General features: G+C 36.4%; 17 protein-coding genes. All 17 read left to right on the top strand.

Annotated elements, in window-relative coordinates; all coding sequences use genetic code 11:
* The first annotated feature begins 533 nt into the window (after positions 1 to 533).
* The 17 genes from QP953_RS12310 to QP953_RS12230 all read left to right on the top strand — a co-directional run bounded on the left by QP953_RS12310 (position 534) and on the right by QP953_RS12230 (position 14,851).
* The gene (locus QP953_RS12310) at positions 534 to 1,160 is read left to right on the top strand and encodes an alpha-ketoglutarate-dependent dioxygenase AlkB (protein ID WP_309555285.1); all 627 of its coding nucleotides are present in this window, start codon (positions 534 to 536) and stop codon (positions 1,158 to 1,160) included.
* Positions 1,160 to 3,625 (top strand): Hsp70 family protein, encoded by a 2,466-nt coding sequence (locus tag QP953_RS12305; RefSeq protein WP_309555284.1) that lies wholly within the window; start codon positions 1,160 to 1,162, stop codon positions 3,623 to 3,625. Before QP953_RS12310 ends, QP953_RS12305 begins: the two co-directional genes overlap by 1 nt.
* Positions 3,622 to 4,785: a 3'-5' exonuclease gene (locus QP953_RS12300; protein ID WP_309555282.1), complete on the top strand. Its 1,164-nt coding sequence runs from the start codon at positions 3,622 to 3,624 to the stop codon at positions 4,783 to 4,785. The genes QP953_RS12305 and QP953_RS12300 overlap by 4 nt, the downstream gene beginning before the upstream one ends.
* Before the next feature lie 11 nt (positions 4,786 to 4,796).
* Positions 4,797 to 6,494, top strand: a complete 1,698-nt coding sequence (locus QP953_RS12295; protein ID WP_309555280.1) for a hypothetical protein — start codon at positions 4,797 to 4,799, stop codon at positions 6,492 to 6,494.
* A 404-nt stretch (positions 6,495 to 6,898) separates the two neighbouring features.
* The gene (locus tag QP953_RS12290) at positions 6,899 to 7,168 is read left to right on the top strand and encodes a hypothetical protein (RefSeq protein ID WP_309555279.1); all 270 of its coding nucleotides are present in this window, start codon (positions 6,899 to 6,901) and stop codon (positions 7,166 to 7,168) included.
* A gap of 216 nt (positions 7,169 to 7,384) precedes the next feature.
* Entirely contained in the window at positions 7,385 to 8,329 is a 945-nt protein-coding gene (locus QP953_RS12285; protein ID WP_309555278.1) for a hypothetical protein, read from the top strand.
* Entirely contained in the window at positions 8,322 to 9,029 is a 708-nt protein-coding gene (locus QP953_RS12280) for a hypothetical protein (protein ID WP_309555276.1), read from the top strand. The genes QP953_RS12285 and QP953_RS12280 overlap by 8 nt, the downstream gene beginning before the upstream one ends.
* Before the next feature lie 2 nt (positions 9,030 to 9,031).
* Complete coding sequence (locus QP953_RS12275; RefSeq protein WP_309555275.1) at positions 9,032 to 9,472, top strand: hypothetical protein; 441 nt, start codon at positions 9,032 to 9,034, stop codon at positions 9,470 to 9,472.
* A gap of 53 nt (positions 9,473 to 9,525) precedes the next feature.
* On the top strand, positions 9,526 to 9,933 hold the full coding sequence (locus QP953_RS12270) for a hypothetical protein (RefSeq protein WP_309552723.1): 408 nt from the start codon (positions 9,526 to 9,528) through the stop codon (positions 9,931 to 9,933).
* A 19-nt stretch (positions 9,934 to 9,952) separates the two neighbouring features.
* Entirely contained in the window at positions 9,953 to 10,546 is a 594-nt protein-coding gene (locus QP953_RS12265) for an N-acetylmuramoyl-L-alanine amidase (protein ID WP_309555172.1), read from the top strand.
* Positions 10,543 to 11,148, top strand: a complete 606-nt coding sequence (locus tag QP953_RS12260) for a hypothetical protein (RefSeq protein WP_309555273.1) — start codon at positions 10,543 to 10,545, stop codon at positions 11,146 to 11,148. Before QP953_RS12265 ends, QP953_RS12260 begins: the two co-directional genes overlap by 4 nt.
* A 515-nt stretch (positions 11,149 to 11,663) precedes the next feature.
* Positions 11,664 to 12,014: a hypothetical protein gene (locus QP953_RS12255; protein WP_052600385.1), complete on the top strand. Its 351-nt coding sequence runs from the start codon at positions 11,664 to 11,666 to the stop codon at positions 12,012 to 12,014.
* Positions 12,002 to 12,691, top strand: a complete 690-nt coding sequence (locus tag QP953_RS12250; RefSeq protein WP_052600386.1) for a hypothetical protein — start codon at positions 12,002 to 12,004, stop codon at positions 12,689 to 12,691. The genes QP953_RS12255 and QP953_RS12250 overlap by 13 nt, the downstream gene beginning before the upstream one ends.
* Positions 12,692 to 12,830: 139 nt before the next feature.
* Positions 12,831 to 13,094: a hypothetical protein gene (locus tag QP953_RS12245; RefSeq protein WP_156039973.1), complete on the top strand. Its 264-nt coding sequence runs from the start codon at positions 12,831 to 12,833 to the stop codon at positions 13,092 to 13,094.
* Positions 13,091 to 13,459, top strand: a complete 369-nt coding sequence (locus tag QP953_RS12240; RefSeq protein WP_309555271.1) for a hypothetical protein — start codon at positions 13,091 to 13,093, stop codon at positions 13,457 to 13,459. Before QP953_RS12245 ends, QP953_RS12240 begins: the two co-directional genes overlap by 4 nt.
* A gap of 2 nt (positions 13,460 to 13,461) precedes the next feature.
* A complete protein-coding gene (locus tag QP953_RS12235; protein ID WP_309555168.1) occupies positions 13,462 to 13,827 on the top strand; it encodes a hypothetical protein in 366 nt (121 codons plus the stop codon).
* On the top strand, positions 13,808 to 14,851 hold the full coding sequence (locus QP953_RS12230) for a hypothetical protein (RefSeq protein ID WP_309555270.1): 1,044 nt from the start codon (positions 13,808 to 13,810) through the stop codon (positions 14,849 to 14,851). The genes QP953_RS12235 and QP953_RS12230 overlap by 20 nt, the downstream gene beginning before the upstream one ends.
* The last annotated feature ends 5 nt before the right edge of the window (positions 14,852 to 14,856 follow it).

The following is a 14,856-nucleotide window of genomic DNA, read 5'->3' as shown; positions in this document are numbered from 1 at the left end:
AGGTCTTTTCTTGTTTAAGGCTTATTATTTTGCTCTAATTTATTCATTTTCATTAAAATAAGCATAACACTCTGGTATCTGATCAAGTAGGATTTTTCACCTTCTCTATATTTTTTAAATTGATCTCTAAACTTTCTTAAGCTAGAGAAAATGTTTTTAGTACATCCATTATTGTGATAAACCAACATTTTCTGATTAAAACAAACTTCAAATCATTCTTTATTCACTTGAAAACAAAACTCAATATCTTCACCTGCTGCATTAGAAAATTCTCATTAAAATTGATTTAGCAATCATCTGAAGTTATTTCAAGGTTGGTAGTTCTACCATAAAGCAACCTATTAGAGTTTTTAAATTTTGTTTGCTCAATACATTATTGTCTGTTATGATAATTCCCAAGCTAATAATAGTTTTTACAACATTGTTAAACCTTACCATAACCTTCAAATTTTTTCTGTATATTCCATTTCAAATAATTCTAATTTGAGATTACTTTTTACAATTGTCTAGTAATCAGATAAAAAATATACGAAATGGACTTATTTAACCAAAACAACAAGCCGAAACCAAGAGAATTTAAAAAGCATATTTTAAAAGATGGCGAAGTGTGGTTTATGCCCAATTTCATGCCCTTAGATAAAGCAGCATCTTACTATAAAATATTTCAAGAAACTATCAATTGGCGCCAAGAGGAAATTAAATATTATGGAAAAATATACCCTATTCCTCGAAAGACAGCTTGGTATGGCTATGAAGGTTTTAATTACAAATATTCAGGCATAATGTGTAATCCAGAACCTTGGACAAAAGAATTAATGGAGATAAAAAGGGTGATTGAGTATTTTATGCCTAAACAAGATTTTAACAGCGTATTACTCAATATGTATAGAGATGGGACCGATAAAGTAAGTTGGCATGCTGATGATGAAAAAGGTTTGGGAATAAACCCAACAATTGCATCTGTAAGTTTAGGTGCAGTCAGAAGATTTGATCTAAAACATAAGCATGATAAAGATTTAAAATTGCAAATAGAATTGACGCCTGGATCCTTAATCGTTATGACAGGTTCTTTACAACATAATTGGCTGCATCAGATTCCCGTTCAAAAAAGAATAAAAGAAACTAGAATTAATTTGACCTATAGAACAATCGTGAGCTGATGGATGTATATAACCAAATAGTAGAAGGAATTAACCAACACAAAAGTAATAACCAACCAATAAAAGATTACTTAAAATCATTGCAATCCTCAGTTCGAAGTTTAAGACTATCTTATCGGAAGTATCCTGTTTATGTATCCTATCATGTCGAAGATATTCAGAGTGCTTATTTATTGACTTACTTACCACATTATTATCAGTTAATTCAGAAAATATTGCAAGAGCAGGATTTTGCAACCTCGATACAAAGTGATGAATTTGAAGTAACTTTTATTGGAGGTGGTCCTGGTTCGGAAGCATTTGGCGTGATTAAATATTTATTAACACACAAAGCTTCCATTCAAAAAATCACAGTCAATATCTTAGACATCAATGCAAGAACATGGAATTATAGCCATAAAGTAGTTCAAGATGGGTTAATCAATGAAGTAAATTGCGATAATATTCAAATTGATTGGAATGTTGTACAGTTTGACTTAACAAGCACTTTAGACATTCAAAAGTATTTGAATATTTTTAAACAATCCAATTTGGTTGTGATACAAAATTGTATCAATGAAATAGCTACTATCCATTATAATCAATTGAATCAGAATATTTCTCAGATGTATTCAAATTTACCTGGGAATGGGAGCCTTTTGATGATTGATTTAACCTCAAGCATTCGGTCAAAAATTGAGAATATAGAGAAAAAGATAAAAGCCAAATTTAATCCTCAAGATATAGTTTCAACCTTGGGGAACAGTTCACCTTCATCAATGGTCTCCTATAATTCAAGTCCTTCCAATATTATTAGAAAGTTTTTGCTAACAGGAGCAGATGGTCTTATTCCAAGAAAATATTTAAAATATGACTATTCGCTAATTATAAAGGCTACTACAAAACCAATTGCACAGAGTAACTCTGCAGTAGGTTTTACAGCCTTGTACAAACCATTAGAGGAGAATAATCTAACAGTGATTGATGAAGCTCAAGGAAAAGTTTTTGTAGGAGTTGATTTTGGCACCTCAATTACTGTAGTAAGTATTAGCTATGTAGAAGAAGGTAAAATAAAACTTGAAACATTGGCTCTTGACCAGAAAGATCATAATGGTGACCTTACCTCTGATCCTTTGGTTCCAACTGTTATGGGTATATTCAATAAACAATTTATGCTTGGTAAACATGCTGCGGAACACCTTCCTAACCTTGAAATCGGTAAAAATGTATGGGCTTATTTTAAAGAAGACTTAGGTGCTTTAGAAGAAATTCTTTATCCTAGTTCAATGTTAAAAGTTCATAGAGACTTTCCTATTGGAAATGCTAAAGAAGGGCTAATTACTTTTTTTAAGTTGCTATTAAAGGCAATTATTGATAAGGTTACCCTAATTAGACCTAGTTCGGACTTGCATTATACATGGAGTGTACCTGCCAATTATTCTCTTATTCAAAAAGCTGAATTAAAAGAATGTGCTATGTTAGCAGGCTTTCCAATGGACAATACACCATTCGTAGAAGAGCCTGTTTCTGCTTTGATTAATTATATTCATGAGACGAACGCTACCATAGATTTTAAGCTGCAAAAGACAATTCTTATTTTGGATGTTGGAGCAGGAACAGTTGATGTTTCGATTTTAAAAGTGTCAAAGGATACTGATAATATAAATTCTGAACTCTTAGCAGTTGAGAGAATATCAGAAATTGGGGGCAACAAGATTAATCAAATGATGGTTGATTTTTTAATCAAAAAAAATCCAACATTACATGACCAAAGTAATTTAAGGTTCTTCTGTGAAAGACTCAAAAAGGTGTTATGTAATAATGTTATAACCGATAAAACGGTAGATTACAGATTACCAGAAATGGCTACTTCAGTTGAAACAAGAGTCACTAACCTACCTAATGGCGAAACAATTTCGCTTTCATTCAAAGAGTTTTATAATATCATGAATTCTTATTGGGAAGATTCCTGTAATGGCATTGTTCCCACCTTGAAAAGTGCTCTTCATAAAGCAAATTTGAAAGCATCTCAAATAAGCCAAGTAATCCTAACAGGTGGTGGGGCTAGAAACCCTTATATAAAGACTTTTTCTAAATCTTATTTCAATCACTCAGAAGTTATTGTTTCTGATAATATTCAAGAGCAGGTTGCTAGAGGAAATGCACTCCAAGCATTTACTCAGCATTTGTTTGGAAAGAATATTATCAATTCTTTATTACATTTTGATGTTATCCTGTATCTTAATGGGAAGAACGAAATTATTTTTGATAAGGGAACAGTCTGCCCAACATTGGACTATGATATTAACTATACCACGAACCTTGTTGTCATTGAATACGGTCATGAAAGAATTGAGTTTGTGATTAAAAATACAAGTGATATTGATAAAACATCAATTTATATCGACAATGATTTAAATATAAACTGCGAAGTAGTGCGAGATGGATCAATAGATATTATTAACCCTAAAATAGTGAGATTATGAATTGGATGGTTCCAGAAGAAAAATTATCCCCAGAACAAAGGGATATAATGAAAAAAGTTAATCAGCTAGGTAATCAACCTATTTGGATTCAAGGTCATGCTGGTAGTGGGAAATCAGTTGTCATGCTATATAGCTTAACAGACTATCTTATCAGAAACCCTAGAGCCAAAGTTGTAGTTTATGTTTTTACCCATGCTCTTAAAGATTTATTAAAAAATGGAATAAGAGAAATCCCTGGATTAAAGAATCGAAGAGTTCCTGTCTACATAATATATCAACTAAAGTATGATAAAACAGATAAATATGATGCAATTTTTTGTGATGAAGTACAAGATTTGCCCATACAATTTATTAATGATTTAAAGCAGAAGTGTACTCAATTAATTATCGCAGGTGATGCTGCACAATCAATATATGATCAAGATCCGATTTATAAGCAAGGTACAGCTAGTATTGCTGAAATTACTGGATCTATTAAACCTCAGGCTTACTCATTAAATCAAGTTTTTAGATTAACTCAGAATATATTAGATTTGCTAAAGAATGTTTTTTCTTCACTGAGGGTAAAAGCACATGTAGGTAAAGCTAACACAGCTATTAGGCTCTATGAAGCTAACTCTTATGAAGAAGAGATTGAGTTTGTTTGGAAAGAAATGAAAATAACGAATACCAATAGACAGTCTGAAGTAGCAGCTATACTTATGTTCAAAAGGGCTGATATTGTTGACTTTGTAAATAAAGCACTTGAATTAGAGGGAAAGCCAAGATGGGAAATTGAAATGGTAGATAAGTATAACAATGGTAACGAAAAAATTAATTTTAAAGCGTTAAATGGGCATTTAAAAGATAATAATATGCCATTAATGTATATTGGAAACAATGATGGGTCTTTATATGATGCGGATAGATTTAATAAAATCGTAATTATGACTTATCATTCTTCAAAAGGCTTAGATTTTGGGGCAGTAGCTTTGCCACAAGTTAACACTAATTTATATCCTACTACAAAACCAGATGCATTAGCTTTAGTTGCATTGTCTAGATCCAAAAGAGATTTATTGATAACCTATACTTTAGAAGTAGGTAGTACTTTTAGTAAGTTTTTACATTCACTTCCCGTAAAAGACATAAATACATCAAATGATGAAATTTTATTTTAAATAATAAAAATATGGAAAAAGTATTAATTGGAATAGAAAGAGAAAAATTTTTGTATTTATACAAATACAATTCTTGCTTTATAAGTATATCAAGTATTGTCGAAATAGATAATTGGGAACTCTTTTCTGAAAAAGCAAAAAAAGGAAATGATTCACTTGCTAAGTCTCTTGAAGAAGCCTTGCCTTTTTTCGAGAATGAAGACGAGGTAGTATTTATGGTGTATGAAAAAAAATACATCAGTTTTAACAATAGAGTTTCTCTTGTGTTTCAGGGCGTTCAAAATTTAATTCCTTTAAATGAGATAGCTTACAATATCATTAAATCAAAGATCAACCAGAATTTTCGTCTTTCTGCGCCTTTGCCTCAAGCTCTATTTGAGAAAATATACCTTAGCAAGCAAGAAAAAATTAGAACAATAAGTGTTTCAAAAATTAGAAGTTTATTCAATATTTCTAAACTAAAAGATGAAGCTGCTAGTAAGGATTTTTTCGCCTTGTTAAAGGGTAATATAAATAGAATTCTTTTAAAGAATCCTTATTATGAATCTTCAAGTGCTTTTAGTCAACTCTTACGGTATGATACTACTCCTAATTTTGCGCCTGAAGGGAATGTGGAAAGTTTTATCAAGTTAGGGTGTATTGCCCTAAAGGCAGTGAATTCAGATGAATCTATTTTGACTCAAGGACCATATTACCATATATGCAATACCAATAAGAGTCATCTTAATCAATTGAGTTTAAAGGGGAGTTATGAAAAGTTAAAAGATTTATTAAAAAGAGAATCTAAAGAAAATAAGCCTAAAATTGAAAAATTACAAGAGATATTAGGTCGTGATTTTCCAAAGCTTAACTCTTTTTTGATTTATTATCTATTTCTATCCTTCAACAGAATATTATCAGAGGCCGATTTTAACTTATTGTTGCTAAAAAAAGATATTGAAGAACTAAAGAAATACTACCCAGAAGAATTGGCTTATGCTATGGTCATTTTTGCATATGTTCATTCCTATGAACGATTATATGAATCTTTCCATCGCTTATCTAATGCTCCATTATTTAAAACTTCTAAACTTATCCCCTCCCCCAAAAAGACAACTTATATTGTAAATAAGCCGAAGACAAACCCCTCAAATGTAAGAGTAGATATAAAGAAAAATGCTGAGAAAGAAATAGAAAAAGAAATTATAATAAATAAGGATTCAACCAGATATAGAGAGAGTAATCTTCCAAAGAGTAAAGAATCTAAACAAAACCCAGAACCTACAAAAGAAAAGGAAGATAGGGATAGTAATGAGAAGGGGATTGATAAAGGAGAAAAAGAAATTATCAGAGATAAGAATACAACAAAAGTTATAGAAAGTAACTATTCTAAAGACAAAAAAACTAATCAAATCGATCTCTTTGATCAAAAAACTGATTCTAAAATTTCGGTTGACAATGCCCCCAAATTACCACAAGATTATAGCCTAGAGATTACTAATGAAAATAGTTTATCAGAATCTGATTTAAGGAAAATCACTAAGGATTTAGTACATGGGTCTGATAAAAAATATTTGGCAGAGATTAAAAAAATGCTTAAAAACAAAGTAAAGGTCACTAAAGACAAAGTAAATATGGTATTTAAAAATAAAAATTTCCGCAAAGTAGATGGCGAATTAAATGCAGGGGCCAATAGAGTATACAATCAAATAATGAAAATATTGAACTAGGTTATACTGTTACAAAAAATAAAACCTGCTTTAATATTAGGATAAAGAGGAGAAATTACGACAAGCTCAGTGAACCTTACCAGCTCAGTCGCTATAAGTTGATTGATTTTTTTCTTCTAATTCATTTACTTTTTTAGGGTTTTTCTATAAAATATTTGAACATAATTGTTAAAAAAAAACAATTACTTTTGAGACACTATTTTTATAGGAAAATCCTTTAACCTTTTATTTTTTATTTAAATAGTAAATTGTCTGAGCTTCAATTCTATTTAAACACACCTCATAATTCCAACCTACAAATATACGCCACAAAATTCCCCTGCCTGAGCAACAAAACTTTCCAATACCAAACACATACAATACTTTTACAGATATAAAATATTCTATTCTAAAAAAAGTAACGTATGAAAAAACAACACTTGGGCAATGCCCAAACCGACCATCCACAACCGATTGACAAAACAATTGTGATAGGCTTAATTGAAGCACAAATCCAAAAACTAGAAGCCCACGAAATTCGCATTCTCAACAACGGTATTTTTGAAGACGATTGGCTGGAGACAGACGAAAATCAAGCGATGGCAGATAACTTTTCTTTGGCAGCACACGCCACCAATGCCACCCTTATTATGGAGTTAAAATCCTTGTGCAAAAAAATCCAACAACTGACTTAAAAAACGATTTGCAAACTGACGTAGAAACTGGATTAGAAACTGCTCAGAAACTGGCTAGAAATTAACAAAAACTGCGTCTACTGGCTCTACTAGTACAAAAACTGATTTTCAAACTACCTAGAAATTAAGCAGAAATTAGCTAGAAACTGCTCAGAAATTAAACAGAAACTGCCATAGAAACTACTAAAAATTATTACAAAAATAACCTCAAAAAAAATGGAAAACAAGCAACCAAATACCACCTATGATTTGGAAGAGGAGCTGCGCCGACAGCTGCTGGAGCAAGCCAATAACAAGGATTTGACCACCGATCTAGACGAAGAGGAAGAACTAGATTTTGAAACCGCAAAAGACCTAGAGCAAAAATCAACAAAAACCGCCTCTACTGACTCTACTGGTACAAAAACTGATTTTTCAGGAGTAGAAACTGCTGCAGAAACGGCAGAAAATAATTCTGATACCCTAGAGCAGCTCGAAGAAGGTTGGGAGGAAGAGCCTATCATTGAAATTGAAGAGGATCCACTGGATGGATATGTCCAAGAACCACCCAAAACCAACCCTGTTGAAGAAATCAAAAAAGCAACAGGCTCGAGTAGCAAAAATCTCAAAAACTTGGCAGAGCTGGGAGAAATTGCCTTCACCTATATTGACCTAGCCAAAGCTCAATTGTGTAGCTCTATTAGTGGGCAGCATGTGGCAGAATATACAGCAGATGAAAAAGCAAAAAAAGTCTTAATTGCTGCCGTTCAAGAATACTTGAGCACTCAAGAAATTAAAGCCCCCACGCCTTTGATGACGCTGCTCTTGGCAGTGGGTACTTGGGCAGCGGCTGGTTTTGGAGCTGCTTTTTGGCATCGTTATCAAATCAAACAAATGGAACCAAAAAAAGAAACGGCTTCTTCAGAAATTACTCAAGAAGAAATGGTGGAAGACAACCAGGAGCAGGGAGAGCCAAGCTCTGATTTTTCTCATTTAAAAGAATACCAGGATGGGCGCAAATTATTCAGCATTCACAAAACAACAGGGAGATACAAACACCTTCCCAACAATACTTATTGCGCTATTGATGTTGCCGATGAAGTTCCCAGTCCTGAAATTCAAGCCTTGATTGACCAAGGAAAAACGAATCCTGAAATTAGAGCAATTATTTACGATGAGTAAGCCTACAACCACGACAATAGACCAACACCATCCGTTCTTTTTAGCTTATTTTGGAAAACCCCATTCAGGAAAGACCTACGATTTGCAGCAATTTGCATTGCGTTGCAATCGACCCACTATTTTTGTGTACAATTCGGGTTGGGACAAAGATTGGGTGGGTTATGAATTGATTGAATTGTGGTCGGATAAAAAAGAACAGGAGCTTTATTTTTCTTACAAAGGCAAAGATTATGTCTTTGAAAAGCACTTTATGAAAAAGTTTCGAGGCAAAAAAGTCAAAGCCATGATGGCAGACGAAAAACTTACCGAGATGCTTTTGTACAAACGCCTTTCTCGCAAAGGCTATGAAGGGCTGTTTTTTATTATTGACGATGCGACCAATATTTTGACCTCTACCTTGACCCAAGCACAAAAAGCTTGTTTCTATCGAGCCAAACATGTGGGCATCTGGTTCGCCTTGGTTTTTCACGATCCAAACATGTTTCCCAATGGTGCTTGGGGAGCTTTAACCAAAGCCAAGTTTTTTAAAAACAATGTGGCACCACCGACTCAAAAGAGTAAAATCATTCCACACTTTAGAGAAATTATGAAAGCTTACAAAGTTCTTAAAGAGGCTCCAAAATACAGCTATTGCACCTTGATTATGGATACGGGCGATTTATCTTATACACCTTTTAAAACAAAGAAAAACAAAACATAACGATGCTAAAAACCTTGCTTAAACTGAATCTGCCAACGCTGCAGAAAAACCTAGAAGCCATTGTTGAAGATTTGCTCACAGAAGTAGCGGATCAACACCAATGCAATCCCTTTGGTTTGCAACTGATCTTAACCAAAGTCGAGCAGCAAGCACTTGGGAAAATCTATGATTCTGACAACAACTGCTTGCATCAATTAAATGCAGCTCAATTGTTAGAAGACTTATTTTATCTCCAGCTGGAGCAATTGCCTGCTGTTGTCCAAAAATTGGTTCAAAAACAGGTTGGCACCATCAATATCCAGGACTTTATTATCGAACAGCTCGAAACAATGAATCTTTTGATTCGATACAACGACGCTTGTCAATTGCAATTATTTAAAATTACCACGGCAGGCACCGATCCAATTGATCTAACGGCTTTTTTTGCTAACTTAGAGCTGTAGTTTTTTATTTTTATAATCGTCCTTTTTATCATTTTTAAACACACATACATTTTATGAATCGTCAGGGCAATAACTTGACCATTCATCCACCCATTTCCTCCAAGCTCCTAGGTCGCTATCGACACAAAAAAGGCATTTATGTCATTCGGTTAAAAGACCAGGTCATTTATATTGGCAACTCGGTTAATATCTACAAATCAGGCTTGCGCCTCTTTCAAAAAGGGGGCGTTTTACAAGCCATTCCAGTCCAAAAGGTCAGCTTTGAAATTCTATTGACCAGCATGCGCTTATCATCGGTAGAGATGGTGCTCAAACGGCATTTTCAACCCCAATACAACTACATTGGTAAATTGCCCAACCATCAATCTACTTACGAAAAAAAGCAGATCCAACGCATTCAAAACATTTATTTTAGTCAGAGCCGCTTTAGCGTTGAAGGAGCTCGACCATCTAATACTTAACCCCAAAACTAACGTTATCATGTCTTGCATTCCAATTATCAGCAATGGGCATGGTGGTTTGATTGGCAACGTCTACCAAACAAAGGGCAAACGCTCTCCTGTTTGGTCTGACGGTGCGGTTCTTTATGAAGGAGAATTTAATCGAGCCATCAAAAACCGTTTGTTAGAACTGCTCCATTTTAAAGGCATTCCTTATTATGATTTGGTGCCAGAGCAGCACGACATTCATCGGAGTGTTCGAGTTGCTCGAGCCAACCGTTTTCATGCCCAATACAAAAATACCTTTTTGCTCGACTTGCATTCCAATGCAGGAGGAGGCAAAGGATCGGAAGTTTTTATCTCCAGTGCTGCCAGTAGCTCCAGTTTGGCTTTAGCGCATTGGTCTCAAGCCTTGTTTGTCCAACATTTTCCAGAAAGTACGTTTCGAGGCATCAAACGCAGGAATTTTGATTTGGTGCATTTGACCAACATGCCCGCCATTCTCCTGGAACATTTTTTTATGGACAATGAACAAGAATGCAGAACCTATTTAATGACAACCAAAGGACGAGATCGGATTGCCGCTTATACCTTGGCAATCATTGAAGCCTACCTTAAATACCATCATTCATGAAAGATAAGTTACAATTTGCTTTGATTTTGGGACTCTTTGCTTATGTGATTTTCCTACAGCAATGCAAGCAAGAATCTAGCTCGAGTAAGAAGCATGAATTTAGAGCTGATACAACGATTGTTCTAGATACGATTTTGCCAGCTCCTGTTATCGTGCAATTGCCTCGACAAGTAGTTCCTGAACCTAGAATTATTTATGTGGATAGTTTCCAAAATAGAATAAAATCAGAGTTTGTTGATACCGCTCAACACATGGCTACAAAGCTTTATCAAGACAGTTTAGAAGATGATAATTTGACAGTCTATTATGAATCATTGGTGGATGGTCAGCTCTTGCAAAATCATTTACATTATAAACTAAAAATCCCAAAGCAGATCACTAAAACGGTTCGCATCAATACCCCTGTTCCAACACCTAGCAATGGGCTGTTTTTGAATGCGGGGGTGGGTGGGAATCTCAATGCTTTTTCTAGTTTGACGGTTGGTTTGCAATTTGTCTCCCAAAAAGGTTGGGCACTCGGTTATGATTATGATGTGTTGCAAAATGTCCATCAAGTTAGATTGGGGGTTCGTTTGCTGCCTTTTAAGAAACGAAAACAGTAAAAGCGTAATTTCAGGCGTATATTTTTTTCAGCCCTCTTTTTAATCCGTTTAACTGCCGTTTGTTCAAGGTTGTTTTTAATCCAAAAAGCTGCTTTAAAGTTGCTAGAATTACGCCCATTCTGAGGACTAAAGCCCCGCTCATATTCGTTTTTTTAGCATTTTTTACCGCATCTTTGTCTTGTCAAAAAAGCAGCCTAATTATTTCCTAAATAGTTAGCTGCGCTGCTACTACGTGGTCGTTGAAAACTTTATTAGTTTATTGCATGAATTCTTCGTAATTGATAATTAACAAGTTACAAACCGCTCATGCAATAAACTAATAGGAATGTGCTTTTTTATCTTTTTGGTAAAAAATTAAAAATCAACGAACTACTACTTCTTAAACCCTTGTTTTTATTATGCTCATCCCTGATGAATCCAAACACACCCTCATTATCAAACCCGATTACCTTGGCGTTGGTGTCATTGGATTGGTGGTTTTACTAATCCTGATCATCAACAAAAAACTCCTTTAAATGAAAGCGCTTCTTAAATCGGTTTTTACCAGTTTGTTAAGCCTGTTTAATGTCGGGATCTATTGCTCGGATGGCGTGGATAGTTTGTTGCAACAATTGCACTTTTTAGAACTCGAAAATCAAGCCAATGAAATCCTCCGATTGTATGCCTTGATGGAGTATCAAAACCAATTGATCCTTGCCTTAGATGCCTTTAGAACGGGTTTAATGTTCCTTTCCTTGCTCTTTCTTTTTATCCTCAATTTTGCCCTCTTCAAACGCTCTTATCTATGGGCAATTAAGAAAGTCCAAACTGCTTATTCTTTTATTACTACCAAACTCAAAACGAAACTTAGAAAATGGCGAATGTAAAACGTATTTATGCCCCTTTCACCAAAGATTTATGCATGGCGAGCCCTTGGGCTTATGTCGATGGTGAATTATCCTATCGTCCTCTACCTGCTGGGACTGTTGAGCAGGAATTAATCACCGATGTCCAAAAAGCAGGTGGTATTGTTGATGCCAACTATTCTATCTTGGTTCAAAAACAAGGCAGCGACGAACAAGGACAATTGGAATTGACCTTGCTTTTGTCCGATGAAAAAAAGGAAGATGGCAGCTATAAATTTCCAGAAAAAGCCATGGTGAAGATTGGTATTGATGGCGATAGCCCTGAAATTTTCCCTGGTGATCATGCTGACTTTTTGATCGGCTTGGAAATTGGTGGAACCTATGGTCCTGGTACCTTACAAACCATTGCCCAATTGGCTCGTCAAGGCAAACAATTGGTCATTAATGGCATGCACATTGATGCGGACAACGACAAACATTTTACCGCTAAAATGGTCGAGCGTCAATTCAAACACGATGGTTCTAGCATGGGCGACCGAAATATTTTGTATCCCAAATCGTTGGCTAGTGACGAACAAACCACCATTCGAGTCCTAGCAGACATTGACGTCACCTTAGATGGCTTTGGCTATTTAGAAGTGCCTATTTATCGGGGCATTGGTGCCAACATCACCCTAGATACCACCTTCACCAAATAACACCAACCCTCCTTTAACCCTTAAAGCCAAGTTGCGGGAAGACCTCCCCCGTACTTTTTAGGATCTCCTCCTTGTTGCTCGACCCATCAAAAGGAATTGTCTTCCCTCATGCAACTTGGCTTGTTTTAATGCTTTTTCTATGGCAGGTTCTGTTTTTGAATCCATCTCCACAGGTGATATTGGCATCTTGGATGGTGGTTTAAATATTGGCACCCAAGGACTGTCCAACAAAGACCTCAAAGTCATTTTTGGCTCCTTGGCTCAAGCACAAACGGCTCAGGCTAGCCAACAACTGCAAGTTCAACAACGGCGGGATCAACTGCTCATCATTAGCGCCTCTGTTGTTGTTTTATTGCTGCTTCTACTCCTTCTTTTCTTTTACTCCAAACACCCTACATCATGAGTCTAGGTACCCTTTCTGAATCTCGTATGGCAACGGCTCCGATTGCAACGATTACCACCACTGCAATGCCTTCTGTTCCTGATCCCAAACCCACTAAAAACACTCCTCAGGTATTAGAAAATACGGTCAACCCAACCAACACCTCCAATACGACCAACTCCAACAATGAGAATTTGGTCAACCCATCTAATCCAACTCTTAGTACGACTACCACTACTACCGCACCAATATCGCCCACACCAACAGCAACGCCCAACAAACCTTGTGGCTATTGCACGGCTAAAAGCATCACAGGGCTTGCACTGCAAATCAGCATCGTTCTTTTTATGTTGGCACTTTCTTTTCACTTCGTTAAAAAAGTATAACCATGGCTTGTGAAGATCCTAATGCCCCCCTCTTTATGGCTTGCCATTTAGAAGGGGAAGGCACGGTGAGTGAAGACCGAAACAAAAACCAAAACAACAACAACGCTAACAGCGATTCCAATCAAGCGTCCAACAAAAAACCACAAAATGCCGCTGATATTATCAATGCCAGTGCCAATGGTTTGGACAGCATTACAGGCTTCTTAGGATCCTTGATGGGCAAACCCAGTCCGTCCACTCCAACCTATGTGCCTGCTCCTGATCCTCCCCCCAAACCTTCGCCCTGGTTGATTGGAGGCGTCATTGGTGGAGTTGTCTTATTAATCGCCCTATTAATCTTTTTTAAGCATGGAAAATCCAACGAATAAAACACCCTTATTGGTCATTGGTTTGCTGCTCATTCTAGCCCTTGGCGGTTGGGCGGTTTGGGCGGTACTCCGTCCTAAAAAAGAAGAAGAGCCCACTGTTACCACCAAAAAAGAAACCGCTGCTTCAACGCCAGTGGTTACAGGACGCAACAATGTCTCCAGTCAAAACACAGGTTTGACCAAAGAACAGATTGCCTTTTTATTTGGTCATAACAATTCTAGTTTTAACAGTGGCAACACAGGCAACGAAAACCAACCCAAACAAAAAGAGCCGCTTTACATCAAAGGCACTCGAGCACAAGCTTTGATTACTGCCAAAGCAGAGCATTTACAATCCAAAGTAGCGGTCATGGACATCATTCGTGCTAAGTACGATATTGGCAGGGAGTTGATTAAATTCAACTCCGATACACAAAAAGCCATTGACCAGCTCTTTGACAAAGTATCTGGTGTGGACGTCCATTCGGATCCTGCCAAGCGTTATTTGACCTTCCCGATTTATGGCAAACACGAATCACAAGGACCTGCCCTAAGATCGGATTTACAAAAGCTCTTGGATAGGGGCTGGGAGGGCTTAAACCTCAGCAACAAACGAGATCCCACCATGCCTTGGTGGTTGCCCTCGGTACAATTGAATTTGCTGCTAGGAACAACCGTTTCAACCACCATTAGTGCCGATAATATTTGGTGGTATTGGGGACAACGCAGCGAGTTGGACTTTTTTAAAGATTTTAATGGACATCAAGTGGATGATCGTTGGTTGGTCAAAGTGAACGACAACGGTAAAGCCGCTTATCCTGCAGGGAATCTCTATACTTTTGTACAGCGCTGGGTAGAAGCCATTGATCAGCTCAACAAAGTAACCGAATGGGAAGCCATCCGAACCTTAACCGCTCCAACCTCCAAAGGGGGCGATGGGTGGCTATTTACCTACCTAGATCCTGAAACAGGAATGGACTACAGCAAGAGCTATGATCCGCAAGATAGTCGTACCAACGATGCCCTTGATCTTATTTTAACCTAATTAAT

The organism is Aureispira sp. CCB-E (assembly GCF_031326345.1).
In the GTDB taxonomy this organism is placed as follows: Bacteria; Bacteroidota; Bacteroidia; order Chitinophagales; family Saprospiraceae; genus Aureispira.
The sequence above is the reverse complement of the archived record's forward strand: the minus strand, read 5'-3'. Positions and strand labels throughout refer to the sequence as shown.